At 38.6% G+C, this 20,769-nt stretch carries 22 protein-coding genes; 14 read left to right on the top strand and 8 right to left on the bottom strand.

Going from position 1 to position 20,769, the window contains the following annotated elements; genetic code table 11:
* Window positions 1-33 precede the first annotated feature (33 nt).
* From ABDV71_RS14170 to ABDV71_RS14225, 12 genes are all read left to right on the top strand, one after another.
* On the top strand, window positions 34-252 hold the full coding sequence (locus ABDV71_RS14170; RefSeq protein WP_343533649.1) for an AtpZ/AtpI family protein: 219 nt from the start codon (window positions 34-36) through the stop codon (window positions 250-252).
* A gap of 41 nt (window positions 253-293) precedes the next feature.
* Window positions 294-674 carry a hypothetical protein gene (locus ABDV71_RS14175; protein ID WP_343533651.1) on the top strand — a complete coding sequence of 127 codons (381 nt, stop codon included), beginning with the start codon at window positions 294-296 and terminating at the stop codon, window positions 672-674.
* Between the two features lie 17 nt (window positions 675-691).
* Entirely contained in the window at window positions 692-1,870 is a 1,179-nt protein-coding gene (gene atpB, locus ABDV71_RS14180; RefSeq protein ID WP_343533653.1) for a F0F1 ATP synthase subunit A, read from the top strand.
* 41 nt (window positions 1,871-1,911) lie between these two features.
* On the top strand, window positions 1,912-2,118 hold the full coding sequence (atpE, locus tag ABDV71_RS14185; protein WP_113636474.1) for an ATP synthase F0 subunit C: 207 nt from the start codon (window positions 1,912-1,914) through the stop codon (window positions 2,116-2,118).
* Window positions 2,119-2,216: 98 nt separating this feature from the next.
* Complete coding sequence (locus ABDV71_RS14190) at window positions 2,217-2,711, top strand: F0F1 ATP synthase subunit B (protein ID WP_113648462.1); 495 nt, start codon at window positions 2,217-2,219, stop codon at window positions 2,709-2,711.
* 91 nt (window positions 2,712-2,802) lie between these two features.
* On the top strand, window positions 2,803-3,339 hold the full coding sequence (gene atpH / locus ABDV71_RS14195; RefSeq protein WP_343533657.1) for an ATP synthase F1 subunit delta: 537 nt from the start codon (window positions 2,803-2,805) through the stop codon (window positions 3,337-3,339).
* Between the two features lie 182 nt (window positions 3,340-3,521).
* Complete coding sequence (gene atpA / locus ABDV71_RS14200) at window positions 3,522-5,096, top strand: F0F1 ATP synthase subunit alpha (RefSeq protein ID WP_343533659.1); 1,575 nt, start codon at window positions 3,522-3,524, stop codon at window positions 5,094-5,096.
* 76 nt (window positions 5,097-5,172) lie between these two features.
* Window positions 5,173-6,054, top strand: a complete 882-nt coding sequence (gene atpG / locus ABDV71_RS14205) for an ATP synthase F1 subunit gamma (RefSeq protein ID WP_343533661.1) — start codon at window positions 5,173-5,175, stop codon at window positions 6,052-6,054.
* 254 nt (window positions 6,055-6,308) lie between these two features.
* Window positions 6,309-7,085, top strand: a complete 777-nt coding sequence (locus ABDV71_RS14210) for a 5'-nucleotidase, lipoprotein e(P4) family (RefSeq protein ID WP_343533664.1) — start codon at window positions 6,309-6,311, stop codon at window positions 7,083-7,085.
* A 63-nt stretch (window positions 7,086-7,148) separates the two neighbouring features.
* A complete protein-coding gene (locus tag ABDV71_RS14215; RefSeq protein WP_343533666.1) occupies window positions 7,149-7,361 on the top strand; it encodes a hypothetical protein in 213 nt (70 codons plus the stop codon).
* A 243-nt stretch (window positions 7,362-7,604) separates the two neighbouring features.
* Window positions 7,605-8,477: a DUF4349 domain-containing protein gene (locus ABDV71_RS14220; RefSeq protein ID WP_343533668.1), complete on the top strand. Its 873-nt coding sequence runs from the start codon at window positions 7,605-7,607 to the stop codon at window positions 8,475-8,477.
* Between the two features lie 212 nt (window positions 8,478-8,689).
* Window positions 8,690-10,141: a M28 family peptidase gene (locus ABDV71_RS14225; RefSeq protein WP_343533670.1), complete on the top strand. Its 1,452-nt coding sequence runs from the start codon at window positions 8,690-8,692 to the stop codon at window positions 10,139-10,141.
* An 11-nt stretch (window positions 10,142-10,152) separates the two neighbouring features.
* Here ABDV71_RS14225 and ABDV71_RS14230 read toward each other — a convergent pair whose 3' ends face one another.
* The 6 genes from ABDV71_RS14230 to recJ all read right to left on the bottom strand — a co-directional run bounded on the left by ABDV71_RS14230 (window position 10,153) and on the right by recJ (window position 16,306).
* Window positions 10,153-11,025: a YARHG domain-containing protein gene (locus tag ABDV71_RS14230; RefSeq protein ID WP_343533672.1), complete on the bottom strand. Its 873-nt coding sequence runs from the start codon at window positions 11,023-11,025 to the stop codon at window positions 10,153-10,155.
* A 5-nt stretch (window positions 11,026-11,030) separates the two neighbouring features.
* Complete coding sequence (locus tag ABDV71_RS14235; RefSeq protein ID WP_343533674.1) at window positions 11,031-11,675, bottom strand: DUF2306 domain-containing protein; 645 nt, start codon at window positions 11,673-11,675, stop codon at window positions 11,031-11,033.
* 103 nt (window positions 11,676-11,778) lie between these two features.
* Window positions 11,779-12,207, bottom strand: a complete 429-nt coding sequence (locus ABDV71_RS14240) for a CBS domain-containing protein (protein WP_343533676.1) — start codon at window positions 12,205-12,207, stop codon at window positions 11,779-11,781.
* A 67-nt stretch (window positions 12,208-12,274) separates the two neighbouring features.
* Window positions 12,275-13,783 (bottom strand): GH3 auxin-responsive promoter family protein, encoded by a 1,509-nt coding sequence (locus tag ABDV71_RS14245; protein ID WP_343533678.1) that lies wholly within the window; start codon window positions 13,781-13,783, stop codon window positions 12,275-12,277.
* A gap of 9 nt (window positions 13,784-13,792) precedes the next feature.
* Window positions 13,793-14,527: an LPS export ABC transporter ATP-binding protein gene (gene lptB, locus ABDV71_RS14250; protein ID WP_343533680.1), complete on the bottom strand. Its 735-nt coding sequence runs from the start codon at window positions 14,525-14,527 to the stop codon at window positions 13,793-13,795.
* Window positions 14,528-14,602: 75 nt separating this feature from the next.
* Window positions 14,603-16,306: a single-stranded-DNA-specific exonuclease RecJ gene (recJ, locus tag ABDV71_RS14255; RefSeq protein ID WP_343533770.1), complete on the bottom strand. Its 1,704-nt coding sequence runs from the start codon at window positions 16,304-16,306 to the stop codon at window positions 14,603-14,605.
* A gap of 110 nt (window positions 16,307-16,416) precedes the next feature.
* Between recJ and ABDV71_RS14260 the strand changes: the two genes are divergently transcribed.
* Window positions 16,417-17,187: an MBL fold metallo-hydrolase gene (locus tag ABDV71_RS14260; RefSeq protein WP_343533682.1), complete on the top strand. Its 771-nt coding sequence runs from the start codon at window positions 16,417-16,419 to the stop codon at window positions 17,185-17,187.
* Here the strand turns inward: ABDV71_RS14260 and ABDV71_RS14265 are convergent.
* The gene (locus tag ABDV71_RS14265; protein ID WP_343533684.1) at window positions 17,184-17,591 is read right to left on the bottom strand and encodes a response regulator; all 408 of its coding nucleotides are present in this window, start codon (window positions 17,589-17,591) and stop codon (window positions 17,184-17,186) included. The genes ABDV71_RS14260 and ABDV71_RS14265 overlap by 4 nt on opposite strands.
* Before the next feature lie 139 nt (window positions 17,592-17,730).
* Window positions 17,731-18,327: a YceI family protein gene (locus tag ABDV71_RS14270; protein ID WP_343533686.1), complete on the bottom strand. Its 597-nt coding sequence runs from the start codon at window positions 18,325-18,327 to the stop codon at window positions 17,731-17,733.
* A 593-nt stretch (window positions 18,328-18,920) separates the two neighbouring features.
* On the opposite strand from ABDV71_RS14270, the gene mutL reads away from it, so the two are divergent.
* Entirely contained in the window at window positions 18,921-20,768 is a 1,848-nt protein-coding gene (gene mutL / locus ABDV71_RS14275) for a DNA mismatch repair endonuclease MutL (RefSeq protein WP_343533688.1), read from the top strand.
* Window position 20,769 lies beyond the last annotated feature (1 nt).

The following is a 20,769-nucleotide window of genomic DNA, read 5'->3' on the forward strand; positions in this document are numbered from 1 at the left end:
TTGAAATGTAATTTACCAAATGTTAGCCAAACAATGGAAGAGGAAAAAGATAAACCTGCATTTAGCTATGCCAAATATACTGGGCTGGCTTTTCAAATGATGGCTACTATAGGCGTATTTGCTTTTATTGGCTATAAAATAGACGAACACCAAGGAATCGAAAATTTTCTTTTTACGGCCCTATTGGGAATAGTAGGGGTTGCCGCATCGTTATATCAAGTGGTGAGGTCATTAAGTAAGAACAAATCGTAAAATTATAAGCCAATGGTTAACTTTGCCACAAAAAAACTGTTTTGAGCTTAAGAAAATTTATTGTTGCCTATTTTATTTATACGTTAATATTGGCGGGGGCGGCCATATTGTTGAAAGAGCTATTGCCAAACGCTATTGCCGGTCAATTTTGGTTGGTATTTGGGTTTTTAGCTGGACTAACTCTGATTGCCTACCTATTAGCCCACTTGGGCATTCAAAGAAATCCGCAAATTGGGGTTTTTGCTATTTTAGGCTCTGTAATCATCAAAATGTTGTTCGCTATGGCTTTTGTATTGATTTACAGCCTGAAACAAGCCAAAGGAGATTTGGTTTTTGCCCTCAATTTTTTTTCTTTATATTTATTGTTTACCCTCTTTGAAATATTAGGTTTGTTACGTAACTTGCGCCACCAAAATAAATAGTAAAAATCTGCGAGTAAATGGATTATAACCAAGTTTTTGTGTCAAAAGTTAGAAGGCTAATTGTTGTTTTTGCGCTTTTTTCTGTGTTTTTAGGTTTTAGGACTACTGCTTTTGCGCAAGCTGATAGTGTGGCTGCTCAAGGCCATGAAGTGAGTGCTCCGGCTGCACACGGTGAAGAGCATGGAAAAGAAGAAAAAGGATTTGATATTACTTCATTTATTTTCCATCACATTAGTGATAGTCATTTTTTTACCATTTGGGGACATGGCGACCATGGTTTAACCCTTCATTTGCCAATTATTCTTTGGACTGACAACGGTTTGGTGACTTTTAGTTCGTCTGCTTTTCAGTTTGACGATGCTGGTAAAGTTGTGGTAGAAAAAAATGGTCAACGTTTTGCCATTGCCCATAACAAAATATACTATGCAAATGCTACTGCAGATGCTCATGGTTCATATGTTTCTCACGTAACTGATGAGAAAGGCGAAGAGAAGGTGACTAATGCACGTCCTTTAGATTTTTCTGTTACCAAAAACGTATTCAGTATGCTGCTGTCAATTGTAGTGTTGGTAATTATTTTTACTACGGTTGCTGCAGGTTACAAAAAGAGAGCTGGCAAAGCACCAAAAGGTATCCAATCTTTCTTGGAGCCAATTATTCTTTTTGTGCGTGATGATATTGCTAGACCAAACTTAGGTCATAAGTATGCTGCGTTTATGCCGTATTTGTTATCTGTGTTTTTCTTTATCTGGCTAAACAATATGTTAGGTTTGGTTCCTTTCTTCCCGGGAGGCGCTAACGTAACTGGTAATATTGCTTTAACTGTGGTTTTAGCCGCTGCTACCTTCTTGATCACTACCTTTAAAGCAAATAAGTATTACTGGGGTCACATTTTGAACCCTCCAGTGCCATGGTGGTTAAAGCCATTGATGATCCCTGTAGAGATTTTTGGTATGTTCACTAAGCCTATCGCTCTAGCTATTCGTTTGTTCGCAAACATTACGGCAGGTCACATTTTGGTCATGTCACTATTATGCTTGATTTTTATCTTTAACTCTATTGCTGTAGCACCAGCATCAATTTTCTTTGCGGTGTTCATTGGCTTGATCGAGTTCTTGGTAGCATTTATCCAAGCGTTTATTTTCACTATTCTATCAGCGCTATTTATTGGTATGGCGGTAGAAGAGCACCATTAATTAGAACATAATTGTTAAACAATAATAAATAAATCAGAAAAATGACTGGAACATTAGCTGCAATCGGCGCAGGCTTAGCTGCAATTGGCGCTGGATTAGGTATCGGTAAAATCGGTGGATCTGCAATGGAATCAATTGCTCGTCAACCAGAAGCCGCTTCAAAAATTCAAACTGCTATGCTTATCGCTGCTGCTTTTATCGAGGCGGTTGCTTTATTCGCGGTAGTAGTTTCTTTGATCGCAAATTAATCAAAGAAAGATTTTAAGATAAGCACCTTTTCGGGGTTGCCGCTAAGGTGCTTATTTAAAAGAAAGTTTAACAAAGAAAAAATATTTAAATATATACAATGGATTTATTAGTTCCTGAAATTGGTTTATTAGCGTGGAATACTATTTCTTTCCTAGTGTTGGTGTTTTTATTGGGCAAATTTGCTTGGAAGCCAATCATGAAAGGTATTCACGATCGTGAGAAAAGCATTGATGAGGCTTTAAATAAAGCTGAACTAGCTAGACAAGAGATGGCTCGTTTAAGTTCTCAGAACGAAGAGTTGATGAAACAAGCTCGTGAAGAACGCGACCAAATTTTAAAAGAAGCTAAAACATTAAAAGATAGCATCGTTAACGAGGCAAAAACTCAGGCACAAACTGAAGGGGCGAAATTGATCGAGAAAGCTCGTATCGAAATCGAAAACCAGAAGAAAGCAGCTTTGGCAGAATTGAAAGGTCAAGTTTCGGCATTGTCATTGGATATTGCAGAGCGTGTATTGCGCAGCCAATTAGATGATAAGGCTAAGCAACAAGAGTTGGTGAACAATTTGTTAAAGGACGTTGAATTAAACTAAGTTATAAGTATAACGTTTTAAGTTTTAGGTTTTAGTGCTTAATGTTTTAAGCAACTTATAACTTACCACTTACAACTTACAACTAAAATATATGTCAAGTAAAGCAGGAGCTAGATACGCGAAATCATTGTTAGACCTTTCTAAGGAGCAAAATGCCGTAGAAGAGGTGAAAAATGATATGGTGTTTTTTGAAAAAGTGGTGGATGACAATTCGGAGCTAGAGGCAATCCTTAAAAACCCGATTGTACCTTTGGATAAGAAACAGGGCATTTTGGATGGTATTTTTGCTGGAAAAGTGCATGCCATTACTCAAAGCTTCTTGAAATTGGTGGTAAGCAAAGGTCGTGGTGCTATCTTGTTTGATACAGCTAAACAGTTTGTACAACAATATAATGCCATTAACGGTATTGTAACTGCTGAGGTAACTTCAGCAAGCCCGCTTACTGACGCTAACAGAGCTGAGGTAGTAAGCCTTGTGAAAAAGGAACTGAATGCTAGCCAAGTATTGATCAAGGAAAAGGTAAATGCTGATTTAATCGGGGGCTTTATTCTTAAAGTTGGCGATAAGCAATTTGATGCAAGTATTGCTAGCGGCTTAACCAAACTGAAAAAGGAATTTGCTAACTAGATTTTAGTAATCAGTATTTAGATAGGAAACTTTGAGGATACTGAATTATACCAAGAATTACAATAGCAAATAACATAAACCCGATTGAAGCGAACACGAAGTAAAGCGGAAAGCGGGACTGAAATAACAAAAGAGTAAGAGATTACATTTTACAACAAAAGATATCAAAATAACATAAAATTATGGTAGAGGTAAGACCAGACGAAGTTTCGGCAATTATCAGACAGCAATTGGCCGGCTTCAAATCAGAAGCTGAACTTGAAGAAGTTGGTACTGTATTGCAAGTGGGCGATGGTATTGCTCGTGTTTACGGCTTAACTAAAGTTCAAAGTGGTGAGCTTGTTGAGTTTGCTAACGGCTTGCAAGGAATTGTATTGAACCTTGAGGAAGATAACGTGGGTGTGGTATTGTTAGGCCCATCAGACGAAATCAAAGAAGGTGATACCATTAAACGTACTAAAAAAATCGCTTCTATTAAAGTTGGCGAAGGTATGTTAGGTCGTGTAGTAAACACTTTAGGTGAGCCAATTGATGGTAAAGGACCTATTACTGGTGAAACTTACGAAATGCCTTTGGAGCGTAAAGCACCCGGGGTAATCTATCGTCAGCCGGTAAACGAGCCTCTACAAACTGGTATCAAAGCTATCGATGCGATGATTCCTATCGGTCGTGGTCAGCGTGAGTTGGTGATTGGTGACCGTCAGATTGGTAAAACTGCGGTTTGTATCGATACCATCATCAACCAAAAAGAATTTTACGAAGCAGGTAATCCTGTATTCTGTATCTATGTAGCTTGTGGTCAAAAAGCAAGTACAGTAGCAAACGTTGTACGTACTTTAGAAGAGAACGGCGCAATGGCTTATACTGTGGTTGTGGCTGCTTCTGCTGCTGAACCTGCTCCTTTACAGTTCTATGCTCCTTTCGCTGGTGCTGCTATTGGTGAGTTCTTCCGTGACACAGGTCGTCCAGCTTTAATTGTTTATGATGATTTGTCTAAACAAGCTGTGGCTTACCGTGAGGTTTCATTATTATTGAAACGCCCTCCAGGTCGTGAGGCTTATCCAGGTGACGTTTTCTATTTGCATAGTCGTTTGTTAGAAAGAGCTGCGAAAATCAATGCTAATGATGATATCGCTAAAAACATGAACGATTTGCCAGAGTCTATCAAAGGTATCGTTAAAGGTGGTGGTTCATTAACTGCATTGCCAATTATCGAAACTCAAGCTGGTGACGTTTCTGCATATATCCCTACTAACGTAATTTCAATTACTGATGGTCAGATTTTCTTGGAGTCGAACTTGTTCAACTCAGGTATCCGTCCAGCAATTAACGTAGGTATTTCGGTATCACGTGTAGGTGGTAACGCACAAATCAAATCAATGAAAAAAGTTGCTGGTACTTTGAAATTAGACCAAGCACAATACCGTGAGTTAGAGGCTTTCTCTAAATTCGGTTCTGATTTGGACGCGGCTACTAAATCTGTATTGGATAAAGGTGCTCGTAACGTGGAGATGTTGAAACAAGCTCAGTTCTCTCCATTCACTGTAGAGAAACAAGTTGCGATTGTTTACGCTGGTACTAAAAACTTGATGCGTAATGTACCTGTCAACAAGGTAAAAGAATTTGAAGCAGATTATCTACAAGCATTGGAATTGCGTCATCCAGAAACTTTAGCAGCATTAAAAGCTGGTAAGTTTGATGACCAAATTACTGGTGTATTGGAAACTGTAGCAAAAGAAATTTCAAGTAAATATTAATTAGATTATAAGTAGTCGGTATTTAGTATTTAGATTTTGGTCTAACTACTAAATACTAGCTACTAAATACTAACAAATGGCCAATTTAAAAGAAGTAAGAAATCGTATTGCCTCTGTGCAGTCAACTCAGCAGATTACCAAAGCAATGAAAATGGTATCGGCTGCGAAGTTGAAGCGTGCTACTAATGCGATTATTCAATTACGTCCTTACGCAACCAAGTTGAAAGAAATCTTAGGAAATCTTTCGGCAAGTTTGGAAGGTTCTACCTCTCCGTTTATCGAAGAGAGAGAGCCAAACAAAGTATTGATTGTTGCGGTATCTTCAAATAGAGGTTTAGCGGGTGCGTTTAACATGAACGTAATTAAAACCACTAATAACTTAATTGCTGAGAAATACAGCGAGCAATTGAAGAAAGGTAACGTAAGTATTGTTGCTATTGGTAAAAAAGCTCAAGATTTCTACGAGAAACGTAATTACAATGTTATTGGCAACAATAATGAAGTTTACGCTGATTTGTCTTTCGAGAATGTAACTAAAATTACAGAAGCGATCATGGCAGGCTTTGTAGAGGGTAAATACGACCGTGTAGAAGTGGTTTATAACCAGTTTAAAAATGCTGCTGTTCAAATTTTAACTTCAGAACAATTATTACCTCTTCCAAAATCTGAAGAAGCAGTTAGCACTAAAGAAACCAATGTAGACTATATCTTGGAGCCTAGTAAAGAGGAGATCGTAACTCAATTAATCCCTAAGTCAATCAAAATCCAGTTGTATAAAGCAGTATTAGATTCTCATGCTTCTGAGCATGGTGCTCGTATGACTTCAATGGATAAAGCAACAGAAAACGCAGGTGATTTGTTGAAATCGTTGAAATTAGCTTACAACCAGGCACGTCAAGCTGCAATTACCACCGAGCTTACCGAAATTGTAAGTGGTGCGGCAGCATTAAACGGATAATATGATTTTGTCGTCCTGAACTTGCTGAAGGATTCAAAAAAATATAAACCCTCATCGTTTATCGGTGAGGGTTTTTTGTTTCCTAAAGTCTGACAAATATTTTGGGAACACAGACCCTGAAATAAATTCAGGGTGACGTCATGCTGAATTTATTTCAGGGTCAGCAGAATAATCAACTTCTGATATCATTCATTTTATACCAATAGGAGTTTTCACTTTTAACTTTTTAACTTTGCACCTTTAACTTATCAGATATGAGATTTAAACTTTTAATAATTGCCCTGTTTGCTTTTCCAGTATTGGTTTCGGCACAAAAGGGAGTAGCGCCTGAGAGAGATTGGACAAATGCAGTGCTATGGCAGCAATATAGCGGCGAGTATAGAGCCTTGGCCTTTCAAGCCTATAACTTCGCTAGATTGTCCTTAAAAGAGGCGCTATGGGAAAATCAGAATGGTAAGCCTAACTGCGTTATCGTAGATGCTGATGAAACAATCATAGACAACTCTAGATTTCAAGGTTATGAAATTCAACACGGTGTAAGCTATGTGCCTGCTCATTGGACAGAATGGACTTCCAAAGCAATGGCCGATACGGTGCCTGGCGCATTATCTTTCCTAAAATTTGCGGCAAGCAAAAACGTGGAAACCTTTTACATCACCAATCGCGATGAGGCTGACCGAAAAGCGACCATAGAGAATTTGAAAAGACTTGGGTTCCCTTATGTAGATGATGCCCACGTAATGACTAAAAGTACTACGTCAGACAAGCAGGAGAGAAGAAATAAAGTTTTGGAAAAATATAATGTACTGTTGCTTTGCGGCGATAATTTAAGCGATTTTTCGAACGTTTTTTATAGGGAAGGGAAAGATACCAAGGAGCAGGTAGATGCAAATCAGCACTTGTTTGGAACCAAGTTCATTGTGCTTCCAAATCCTATGTATGGTGACTGGGAAAAGTTACTCTATAAAGAAGGAAAATTTAACGAGCAAGAAAAAGCAAAACAACGCCTAGAAAAACTTAAAAGTTACTAAACCATAGTAGTTTTTATAGAAGAAATATTATTTTTGCGCAGTACAAAATTAAAACGATAAAACATGGATGCTAAAGAAAGAGAAAACAGCATGAAAACAGCCAACGATTCGGCTATTTATTCTTCACTTGCGGGGTGGGCAATTGTGACTGTAGTTGGTGTATTTTTACGTTTCGCTTTTGACGCACTTTGGCTTTCATTACTTTCTTGGGCTATTTTAGCTTTTGGCTTTGTAATGTGCTGCGTTACGGCCTTCAAAATTTTAAACGCAAAATAAATTAGTAAAATTTATAGATAGGAAATCCCCTCATAGCCACGCTATGAAGGGATTTTTTTTGCTCACCCCCATCCGGGGAACTGAAAACTGCAAATTGAAATGGGTTACCTTCAGCCGTTTTTAGCATTAAGCTAAAAAGAGATTAAACTCCACCTCGAAACAAATTGTCTGCCTTAAGGAAATAGCATGCTTAAGACAATTTTGTGAAAGGAATAAGTTCACCACTTAAAACCTATTAACAAAATGAAAAGACATTTTGCCATCGTGGCATTGGCTGCAATTGTATTTGCAGGCTGTAATGCCGAGCATAAAGCTGAAAGTACTGATTATGCTTCTACTGAAGCTTTAGATACCGTATCCAACAACCAGTTGGTTGAGAAAATGACCAAAACCGCTGATATGCGTTTTAGGGTAAAAGATGTACAGCGTACCAAAGCCGAGCTGAGCAATACCATTAAAAAGCAAGGTGGGCTGGTGATGGAATTTTCCTTAAATAGTAACATCCAAAATACCAAAAAAGTTAAGTTAAGTGCCGACTCCCTAAAAGAGATTACCGCTTATCGAAAAGAGGGCTATTTAGTAGCCAGAATTCCATCTGCGGAGCTGGATGAATTTACAGATCAAATTGCTGGAATGGCTGTATTTGTAGATAATCAGTCCTTAAAAATGGAGGACAAAAGTTTAGCCTATTTGGAGAATGCAATGAAATCGACAAATAGACAAGAAGCAGTTGAGCAAATTAAAAAGGTAGCTACTAAAAAAGGAAGTAACGTAGAAAGTTCGCTTAACATCAAAGATGATTATGTGGACAAGAAAATCGAAAACCTCAGTATCGACAAACAAGTTAAATTTAGCACCATTACGCTTAGCTTTTATCAAGACAATACCGTTAAAACAATGACCGTTGCCAACGATAATTTGTATGACTATCAACCTGGCTTTTTCAATAGATTGGCATTAAACTTTGTTGATGGGTGGATGTATTTCAAAGAGTTTATCCTGTTCCTATCTAGATTTTGGTTATTTTTTGCAGTTGGTTTGGGAGCTTTCTTTGTGGTTAGATACTATACGAGAAAACAAAGCAATAAAACTTTCTTGCCTCCACCAAGTAATTAATATATGCCGTCATTTCTATCGCAGGGAGAAATCTAACAATTAGTTATGAGCTAGATTTTTCCTTATTCTTCGTCGAAATGACGAGTTGGATTTCTAATTAGTAAGAAGCCAAAACTACCTGAGGAAGCCATGAGTAATTGTAAAATTTAAACTATAGACCATAGTTATGATAATAAAGTGTTAATTTCATTTAGCTAAACTATAATCATTCGATGAAGAAATTAACCCTTATTGCAGGTCTAGCCTGTGCTGTTCTAAGTGCAAGGGCTCAGGACTTTTCTACCGTTTTCAAACAAATCAATACCGAGGTACAGACGAATTCGCAGGCCTACAAAAACTTGAAGAGCGCTACCGATAAAATTGGTCATCGCTTAACGGGATCTGCCAATGGTGCAAAAGCCGAAGAATTTGCCTATAATCTTTTGAAATCATACGGATTTGATGTGCGTTATCAGCCATTTGAAGTAGAAAGTTGGGACAGAAAGACCTTATCGGTTAAAATTGGCGGAGATAGAACGAATTTGTCGCCCGTTAAAGCAGTTACTTTGGCACACTCGCCAGTAAGAGCAAACGTTACGGGGGAAATTATAGATGTAGGCAATGGTTTAGAAGCAGATTACGAACCCGTAAAAGATAACGTAAGAGGTAAAATTGCATTGATTTATATTGGGGTATTGCCAGGCTCTCCCGCAGGTACAGCTTCATTGCACCGTTCCGAAAAAACGGCTATCGCTACCAAATATGGTGCGGCCGGTGTCATTATCATTAACAAAGTAGAAGGTGGCGTATTGCTTACCGGAACGGCTTCTGTTACTGGAAAATTAATTCCTATTCCAGCAATCTGTATTGGTCTAGAGAGCGGAATGGCTTTAAAGGCGAAACTGAAATCAGGTCCTCAATTTGCACAAATTGCAATGACTAACTTCTCTGGAATGATTAAGGCCAGAAATGTAATAGCTACTTTGAAAGGCACTACTTTGCCCAATGAAAAAATTGTAGTTGGCGGGCATTTAGATAGCTGGGATCTAGCTACCGGAGCTATTGATAATGGTATTGGTTCTTTCTCGATTATTGATATGGCAAGAACCTTTAAAATGTTGAACCTGCAGACCAAACGTACCGTTGAATTTGTGATGTTTATGGGCGAGGAGCAAGGCTTATTAGGTTCAAAAGCCTACGTTGCCCAAGGGTTAAAAGATAAAACTTTGGGCCAAGTACGTTTTATGCTAAACTACGACATGACCAATGACCCTAAAGGCTTTTCTACCACAAGGAAAGAGATGGAGCCTTTGTTTAAAAGTTGGGGCGCTGAGGTTGTAAAGATTGATACGGGCTTTAAAAATCTTTTCTATGCAGGAGCCGGTTTGCATAGTGATCACCAACCATTTATGCTAGAAGGGATTCCAACTGGTGGTGGTGCTGGAGGTAAACTGCCTAATAATTCAGGGCCTTTCTACCACTCAGATGGTGACGGTTTTCACTTGGTGGATGAACAAGGCATGAAAAATACAGTGCGCTATTCGGCAATGTTAACGTATGCTTTGGCCAATACACCTACTATTCCTGTAACCAGGTTCTCTGATGCGGATTTGAAAGCATTTTTGGAAAGTCAAAAACTTAAAGAGCCGCTAAAAATTGCCGGCGAATGGAAATGGGGAGATTAACTCCCCTTTTTTTATCTTCCGAACCTATCATAATTATCTTCGGCATATTTTTCAAATCGTTCTAGCAATTTGATGTTCTTCTTTTCTAATGCAGTGAGTGTGCCATCTACGTTGTTGCTTACTGGAATATACCAATCTGCATAATCAAAAAACTGTCTATAAGTTTTCTTTTTAAATGAATATCCATGACGAGCAAAAATGGTGTTTCTTAATATTTGTAGGTCAAGTTTACGTAGGTTTTTTAAATCACTTTCTTTTAACTCTTGAGTAGAGGAATTGATAGTGAAAACGGCTTCCGAAGCAGATCTATAGTATTCATTTGAGTAAGTCTGAGCCTCGCCATCAATTGTATCAGTTACATTTTTTATCTTACTAGATTGCCAATCAATATATTCACCATCTTTATCTAGCATTAAATTAGGGTTATAGGTGAAAATTTTTTTCAGCAATTTAAAAGATCTCTCGGTGACATTAATTTCTTGATTATATGATTTCCAAGTGCCAACTAAAGTGTCATTGCGTAGCTCAAATTCAAAACGGCCATCGTACTTTTGGTCACCAGGTTCATCCAACACAAAACTAATCTTATTGCCTGTGTCCGTAAGCGTTCCTTGTACAGGTCTGTCATTTCCTGCTACTACACTACGGCCAATTACTTTGTCCTTATCAATGCTTTTAATAACCAAAGTGATTTTATTTTCACTGTAGGAATCCTCTCGATATTTTTCAGAGATAAAATCGCCTACCCACATACCTAATGCATGATCATAAGTGGTGTTTACGGTTGCTGCCGAATCAACGTAGCTCTTTTCGGCCTTCTTGTCGTTACTGTTACATGAAGCAAGCGTTAAAATTGATAAAAAGGCGATAACAAGATTTTTCATTTTATTCATTTGATGTTTAAGTATTTCTTTCTGATGATCCATTCTACCAAAAGCAAATTCGGTATCCAGCCCAGCCAAGCAATAATTTGATACACATCCATAGGCGCGGGATGAAATAAATATACCAAAATTACCTTCCATAGGCGCAAGGTAATGGCAGAACAGGCTAAAGCGAAACTACGTAGCATAAACTGGTAATGTGCCTTAAATTGTTGCTTTTTTGCTAGCAATAGTGCTTTTAAGGTAAACAAAAACCACAATATCGCTAAAATGCTAAAAGCAGTTTGGGCAATTAATCCGCCGTTGGCGAAAAAGCCAATAAACAAGCCAGAGGGTGCGGCGAATAATAAAACGACTACGACATAGAGATAGCCTAGCTTTCGATGTAATTTAGAATGCTTGCTTAAGAGTGTTTTGTTAAACTGGGTAAAGCCGGCCAGCAATACAAAAATTGCACTGTATACATGGATATAAAAAACAGGGAGATATAACTTAATGCCCTCTACTTCTGTTTGTTTAATCTGCAAAAAGGCCACATCGCTACTCAATGGTAAATAGCGTAGTGTAATTTGCAACATGAGCAGAAAGAAAAAGAAAAATAGCAATAGCCAAGCTAAACGAAAATAATTAATCCTGATGTTCAACAGCATTTGCAGAGGTTATTTAAAGCCATATCTAAAGAAATGGTGATATCATTAACATAAGGGATGGACGTCTAAAAGCTGTTGAATATTGGAAAGCGGTTCATTTATTTTAACTATTGATATAGCTTTCTAGTTGCGAAATGGTCTGTTTTTGATCTGCAATAATGAATTTCACTACATCACCAATGGATACCATTCCAACGGCTTGATTTTCAGTAACCACAGGCAAATGTCTAATGTGCTTGTCGGTCATCATTTGCATGCACAAATCAATGCTGTCGGCTAAGCTTACCGTAACCGGGTTGGCAGTCATGGCTTCACTGATGGGCGTATCTTTAGAAGCTTTGCCCTGTAAAACGATTTTTCGAGCGTAATCTCGTTCCGTGAAAATCCCGAGCAATTGGCCCCCTTGCATAATTAACAGAGCACTAATGTTTTTCTCTGTCATTAATTTTAGGGCATCTAAAACCGAAGTGTTTGGGCTAACACTAAAAATTTGCAGCGGTTTAGTGTCAAAAATTTGTTGAACTGTTTTCATGGTCTGCTTTTGGTTGTTTACTTAAATTTACCTAAAATAACAGTAATTCCAAATAGCTCGTTTTCAACTATATCATCTTCAAAATATCGTCTACATACTCCCTGTTATTTGCTAAACGAGGCACTTTATGTTGTCCACCAAGCTTACCGCGGGTTTTCATCCAGTTGTAGAAGGTATTTTGTGGTGCATTGTGCACCTTTGGGCGTTTCAAAGCCATATCTTTAAATCGTTTGGCATCGTAGTCGGAATTTACCTCACGTAGTGTTTGGTCCAAAACGTCTACAAACTGCTCGAAATCTGATGGTTGTTGTTCAAATTCAATGATCCATTCATGACCTCCAGCCTCATCGCCACTAAAATAAATGGGGCAGGCGGTGTAGTCTTTAATTTTAGCATTAGTGGCCGCACAGGCTTTGGTTAATGCATTTTCGGCATTATCAATAATTACTTCTTCTCCAAAGGCATTAATAAAGTGTTTGGTACGTCCGCTAATCTTAATTCTAAACGGATATAAAGATGTAAAATGAATGGTGTCGCCAATCATGTAACGCCATAAACCTGCATTGGTACTAATGATTACCGCATAGTTTTTATGTAGTTCAACTTGGTCTAATGAAAGTGTTTTAGGGTTTTCGTCTTCCAAATTTTCCAGAGGAAGAAACTCATAATAAACGCCATAATCAAGCATCAAAAGTAGCTCTTCCGAGTAGGATTGGTCTTGTATGCCAAAGAAACCTTCGGATGCGTTATAGGTTTCGAGGTAATACATTTCTGCCGATGGGATTAACTCTTTAAATTGCTGGCGGTACGGGCCAAAATTTACGGCACCATGGAAATAAGCTTCTAAGTTGGGCCAAACTTCCAATAAGTTTTTTGCTCCAGTGATTTCCATGACCTTTTTGGCTAGCACGATGGTCCATGTAGGTACGCCCGAAATATTGGTTACGTTTTCCTTGATAGTGGCCTCTGCCATGCGATCCATTTTTTCCTCATAATTATCCATAAGGGCAATGGACATCTCAGGTGTTCGATAATATTCGGCCCAAATAGGTAGGTTTTTGATCAGCACGGCTGATAAATCGCCATAGTGAATGTCCTCGCAAAGTTGGTTGATTTGATGGCTCCCGCCCAAAACCAAACCTTTTCCGGTGAACATTTGTGTGTTTGGTCGATTGTTGCAATAAATCGAAAGCATGTCTTTCCCACCTTTGAAATGGCATTCTTCCAAGGCCTCTTCCGATACTGGGATGAATTTACTTCTATCGCTGGTAGTTCCCGATGATTTAGCAAACCATTTAATTTCTGATGGCCAAAGAATGTTCTGTTCCCCTTGGAGCATACGTTCAATATAGGGTTTTAGCGTATCGTAGTTCTGAATAGGTACACGTTCCTTGAACTGCTGTACATTCAATACCGACTTGTAATCGTACAGCTTGCCCCATTCTGTATTTTCGGCACTTGAAATTAAGGTGTGCAACCATTCATCCTGTACATCTAAGGGATATTTCATAAAAAGCTCAATCTGATGGATGCGCTTTTTCATGTACCACGTAAAAATAGAATTTACTATCGCCATCAGTTTTACCTATAGATTTTTCTTGCGTAGAACAAAGTTAGAGCCCAAATAAACCTTTCTCACCATTTCGTTGGCAGCTAATACTTCTGGAGTACCTGACTCCAAGATTTTTCCTTCGAAAAGCAGATAAGCTCGGTCTGTAATAGAGAGTGTTTCCTGTACATTGTGGTCGGTAATTAAAATACCGATATTCTTTTTCTTAAGCTTGGCTACAATGCTTTGGATTTCTTCCACGGCAATAGGGTCAACCCCTGCAAATGGCTCATCCAATAAGATAAAATTAGGACTCGCGGCCAAGGCCCTTGCAATTTCAGTTCTTCGTCGTTCACCTCCAGAAAGCAAATCACCACGGTTTTTACGTACTTTATGTAAACTAAATTCGGTAAGTAGCTCTTCCAGTTTTTCCTTACGTTCTTCTTTGTTGAGCTTGGTCATCTCCAAAATAGCCATAATGTTGTCTTCTACTGATAATTTACGGAAAACACTTGCTTCTTGTGCCAAATAGCCGATCCCTTTTTGTGCCCTGCGGTACATCGCATCTTTGGTAATGTCTTCACCATCCAAAAATATATGGCCTTCATTTGGCTTGATCAGGCCCACAATCATGTAAAATGAGGTGGTTTTTCCAGCACCGTTTGGCCCCAGCAAACCCACAATCTCTCCTTGGCTTACTTCAAATGAAACGTCGTTAACAACTGTACGCTGTTTATACTTTTTAATGAGATGCTCGGCTTTTAAAATCATGTATATTTACGATTTTAGATTTACGAATGACGATTTAAGGTAGGAGGTCAGTCTTTGCTCCTTGTTCTTTAATCTTTACTCTTCAATCTTAATTCCTTTTATATTTAGTTGCAAACGTTTTTTGTCTCTCCAATTATTTTCTTCTATGGTATAACAAATAGAAAACGGTTGGTTTGGTTTTAACAGTTTTTCGAATTCTCCGAGGTTAAAACCAATAGCTTCAAAAATAATCGAATTTTGTTGTTTTACATTTATTTTTAGGTGATTTGTGCCTACAATTTGCGGAGCGCCCACCAAAATTACCTTATGGGTGGTAAATATTGGCGCCATATTTTGCGGACCAAAAGGGGCCATTTGATTTAATATTCTAAAGAACTTGGCATTGATTTGCGCAAAATCGACCGTAGTGTCGATATTAATTTCAGGAATGAGGAGTGCCGGATCGATACTTCTGGTCACCACTTCCTCAAATCGTTCTGAAAATAAGGATAGATTTTCTGGACTGATGGTAAGCCCAGCGGCATATTTATGCCCCCCAAATTGAATCAATAAATCGCTACATTCTACTAAGGCTTCATATAAATCGTAACCCACCACGGAACGCGCTGAACCTGTATAGTTACCATTGGATTGGGTAAGCACAATAGTTGGGCGGTAATATTTTTCCGTTAATCTAGATGCTACAATGCCGATAACCCCTTTGTTCCAGCTTTCCTGAAATACCACTGTGGTGTTTCGGTTGATCAATACATCGTCCTGCTCAATGATAGCCAGTGCTTCGAGAGTAATATTTTGGTCGAAGCTTTTGCGTTCGGTGTTTTGCAGATTGATGAGCGAGCTATGTTCATCTGCAATGAAGTCTTCCTCACTCAAAAGCATTTTTACTGCTTCATTGGCATGGCCCATCCTTCCCGCAGCATTAATACGTGGGGCTAACATAAATACTACATCCGTAATAGAATAGTTGTCTGTTTTACCTGCAATTTGCATCAAGGCTTTTAGTCCGGTAGAGGGGTTTTCGTTCAGCTTTTTAAGACCGTAGTGGGCCAAAACCCTATTCTCGTCGACAATTGGGACAATATCCGCGGCAATACTCACCATGCACAGGTCAAAATATTGCTCATATAACTCATCTGGAAGATTCTTGATTGTGCAGTAAGCTTGGGCAAGTTTAAAACCGATTCCACAACCAGACAGCTCCTTGAAAGGATATTCGCAATCGCTGCGCTTAGGGTCTAACACCGCAACGGCTTTCGGAATTTCGTCGCTGGGCAAATGGTGGTCGCAAATGATAAAATCAATGCCCAAGCTGTTAGCATAGTCAATTTTATCATTAGAACGGATGCCACAGTCTAACGCTATAATTAAATCAACACCATTATCGTGAGCATAATCAATCCCCTGTGTTGAAATGCCATAGCCTTCTAGGTGCCTGTCGGGAATATAAAAATCGATATGGCTAGTGAAATTGCTGAAAAACTGATAAGTAAGAGTTACCGCTGTAGTTCCATCTACATCATAATCACCGTAAATTAAAATGTTTTGTCCAAGCAGGATGGCCTTTTCAATTCTTTCTATGGCGATTTCCATATCCTTCATTAAAAAAGGATCATGCAAATGTGCCAATTGTGGCCTAAAGAAATATTTGGCTTCTTCAAAGGTTCTAATGCCCCTTTGCACTAAAATTTCTGCTAAGCTTTTATCAATAGTTAACTGATGGGAAAGCTCCTCAACCTTTTCCTGCTCAATGTTTTCATTAATAACCCATCTTTTTTTCATTGGTATCTGCTCCATTAACGAGCTTGTTTGCATTAATATTACAAAAAGCCTCGCCTTGTTCTCTATATTTGTAACCCGTAAATATATCATTAAATTTCTTTCGTAAAAAGATGGCTATTCAAGTTTTCACGTTATCAGAGGGCTCATATTCGGTAGATGCCAGTAAAAAATTTATCCCTTTTGATCCTGCAAAGGATAATCCAAAGGATAGACCAGCATCGTTGTTTATTCACGTACAGCCTTTTCTGGTGAAGCTCGAAAACAGTCTGCTGTTGCTAGACACAGGATTGGGCTATAGTAATGAAGAAGGTAAGTTGCATTTGCATGAAAACATTAAAAAAGTAGGATTTGATCCAGACGATATAGAGCTGGTATTAATGTCGCACCTACATTTTGATCACTCTGGCGGTATGGTACATCATCACAATGGCAAAATGGAACTCAGCTTTCCCAATGCCACTTATGTAATGCAAAGGGGAGAGTGGGAAACGGCTTTTAGCAGTAAATCTTCTTCTTACCACACAGATATTTTTGATTTTGTACAGCGTAATGCGCAAATCCATTTGGTAGAAGATAACGGTCAGCTTACCAACGAAATCAGTTATGAGCTTACCGGAGCGCATTGCCCATATCATCAGGTTTTTTTAATTGATGATGGGGAAGATAAAGTATTTTTTGGGGGCGATGTATTACCTGAACCAGAAGAGCTCATTAGGAAGTTTATAGCCAAATACGATTACGATGGCCGTAAAGCAATGGAATTAAGGGACGAGTTTGGGCATAAGGCAGCAGCCGAGCATTGGAAATGCCTTTTCTATCATTCCAAATCTAAGACGCAAGCTTTTGTTGAACTACAGGACGATAAGTTTATAATCGTTTAATTTATCGCGGCAAGCAGCTCTTTTAAGCGGTCAATAGACAGTGGCTTCGAAATAAAACCTTTTACTGATTTATAACTTTTGGCTTTCTCTATATCGTTTTCATAAACTGATGAAGAGAGCATGTACATGTCATTGGTAGCTTTGAGGTCTAACGCTTCAAAAGCCTCAATAAATTCCCAACCATTCAGGATAGGCATATTGATGTCGATTAAAACCAGTTGGGGTAGTGCTTGTTGGCTATCAACTAAATCCTTGATATAGTCAATCGCCAATTGGCCATTATGTTTGGCACAAATCTCCACGTCATACCCGGTTTTTTCAACAATTTTACTGATGATAAAGATATTGATGTCATCATCATCAATGACAAGGAGGTTAATCTTAGAAGAGGGTGTTTGTTGCATCGGGCTTTTATGAAATACGTTGTTAACCGCCGCGAAGGTATATATTTCATAAGTGGATTTACATAAAGTTACATTAATTTATTTAACAAAAAAAATCCGAGTATTACTCGGATTTTCTAAATATCTATTTAATAGGAGGTTATTTTTTTGCTACCAATTTTACGTCAATCGTAAACTCATCGTAGATGAAGTTATCACCGATGCTGCTAAAGATCGACTTTGATTTATACTCAATACCATATTTGGTTCTATCAATTACAACCTTCTCTGCTACTGCGGTAACACTTTTGTCGGCATTCCAAGTGATCTTTGCAGGGAAAGTTACTGGGTTTGTTTTTCCTTTAATGGTTAAGTCGCCAGTAATTTTTACATCGGCACCATTACCTTCTACTTTTTTAATAACAAAATTAGCTGCAGGAAATTTTTCTACGCCAAAAAAATCATCATTTTTCAAGTGTTTGTCTAAGCCTGCGTTTGGTTTACCACCATCTAAGGTTTGAATAGTAGTCATGTTAGCCACAAAGCCACCTTCTGCTAGTTTTTTACCATTGAAGCCCAATGTTCCAGAAGTTAATGCAACACTACCAGTGTGTGAGCCAGAGAATTTTTTACCTTCCCAGTTGATGGTAGATTTGGTAACATCTACGGTGTAAACATCAGCCTTTGGCTTAAATGCGAAAAAAGAAAAGCTAGCCACAAGAGCTAACGCTAAAATAGAAGTGATTTTTAATTTCATTGTTGAATAATTTATAGTTAGCGTAAAGATATTTAATTTTAAATCTAGTTTGTATTGACTTATGTTAAGATTTTACAATTTTATGTAGATGGTTGGTTAGATGGTTAAGGGTGCAGATGGTTTAGTGAGGATGAGAGTTTTATTTAACATGAGTACGAGATAAGCGTTTTGTAATTTTTCATTATCTCTGGCCTGGCAAGCTCCTCTTCTCTCTACTAAAAAATAGCCTTGGCTTGTTAGGTAGGTGCAAAATAGCCCTCATTGCTCTTTTAATGGAACAGGACGTCTGCCTACCGCAGGCAGACATGGATTTTTATTTATTTTTATACTTTCATCTGTATAAATGAGCTCAATCGTTTCGGTTTTGCATACTTTTTTTCAGCTATAGGAAACCTGCGAAGCAAGCATGAATACCATGAAGATGTCACCGCTAATGAATAAAAGTTTGTCCGCGAAGCGATAGAACAGTGAATAGCTGCAAAACATTCTGAGGTAATCGTAAATATTAAGTCATTTAGTATCAGGTAAGTGGAAACGGGCTCCTTTTGTAAGGCTTATTTTCATTAAATTAGCGGCTTTACTTAACAATATAGATGTCTGATATTATTCAACTTTTACCCGATAGTGTAGCCAACCAGATAGCGGCAGGAGAGGTAGTGCAGAGGCCAGCCTCGGCAGTAAAAGAATTATTGGAAAATGCTTTGGATGCAGGCGCCGATAAGATACAGCTAATTGTTAAGGACGCCGGAAAAGCCCTGATTCAGGTGATAGACAATGGCTGTGGAATGAGCGTTACCGATGCACGCATGTGCTTTGAACGTCATGCTACTTCAAAAGTGCGTAAAGCCGAAGATCTTTTTGCCATTAGAACCATGGGTTTTAGGGGAGAGGCGATGGCATCAATAGCCGCTATTGCGCAGGTGGAAATGAAAACCAAGCGTTATGAAGACGAAGTGGGGACCTTAATCGAAATAGAAGGTTCAACGGTGGCGAAGCAAGAACCCATAGGGACACCTAATGGAACAAGTATTAGTGTTAAAAACCTGTTTTACAATACACCTGCAAGGCGTAATTTCTTGAAGAGCAACCCAACGGAGATGCGCTACATTATTGATGAGTTTCAACGTGTAGCCTTGGCCAAACCGCACATCTCCTTTAGCCTGCATCATGACGGAAATGAAATTTACCGACTACCTGCAGCTACCATCAAACAACGTATTGTACACCTATTTGGGAACAATTATAATGAGCGTTTAATTCCGGTAGAGGAAGAAACTACCATCATTAATCTTAAAGGGTATATTGGAAAACCTGAATTTGCCAAGAAAACCCGTGGAGAACAGTTCTTTTTTGTGAATGATCGGTTTATTAAGGATAATTACTTGAACCATGCTATCAATAAGGCTTATCAAGAATTATTGCCTGATGATAATTTTCCGCTTTATGTGCTTTTCATTGATATAGATCCTGCTAAAATTGACGTAAACGTTCACCCTACCAAAACGGAAATCAAATACTTGGATGAAAAATCCATTTATGCCATTATCCACTCGGCGGTGAAGAGGTCATTGGGTCGATTTAATATCAGCCCAACGTTGGATTTTAACCAAGAAACGGCTTTTAGCAATATGATTACGCCAAAGGCCCCGGAAGATATTGTACCTCCGAGTATCTCTTTTAATCCAAACTTTAACCCTTTTGGTGCGACTAAGCCTGCCGCTAAGGAAACCTATTTCAGGGAGCAGTATCAACCAAAAGAAAAAACTCAGAATTGGGGCTCTTTGTATGAAATCACCAATTTTCAGCAAGCCGAGCAAACCAGTATTGATTTGGGAGAGGTGGATGAGGAGGAAACTTTGGTTGCCTCACCAAGCAAGCAGTACATGCAGGTGCATAATCGTTACATTGTTTCGCAAATTAAATCGGGTGTCATGCTTATTGATCAACAGGCTGCCCATGAGCGCATTTTATATGAACGTTTTTTATTGCACCTAGAAGACCGTAAGGGAGCGTCGCAACAAAGTTTGTTTCCACAAACGGTTACGCTAAGTCCAGGAGACTTTGAATTGGCAAAAAGTTTGTTGGACGACATTAAGAGCTTAGGCTTTGATGTACGGGAATTTGGAAAGAATACACTGGTAATTGAAGGCATCCCCGTTGATTTGGGCAGCACAAATATTAACGAAACCCAACTTTTTGAACATTTGATAGAAGGGTTTAAAAACTCTCAACAAGAACTAAAATTAACCAAGAGAGATGCTTTGGCAAGAAGCTTGGCCAGAAATAGCGCCATTAAAGCAGGTACGGCGCTAAGTCAGCAGGAAATGAACACCTTAATTGATGAACTTTTTGCTTGTAAAAGCCCTAACTTTAGCATCAGTGGTAAACCCGCAATTCAGACCATTACCTTGGCTGAGTTGGCACAAAAATTTGAAAAATAAA

The organism is Pedobacter sp. (genome assembly GCF_039594775.1).
Lineage (GTDB): Bacteria > Bacteroidota > Bacteroidia > Sphingobacteriales > Sphingobacteriaceae > Pedobacter.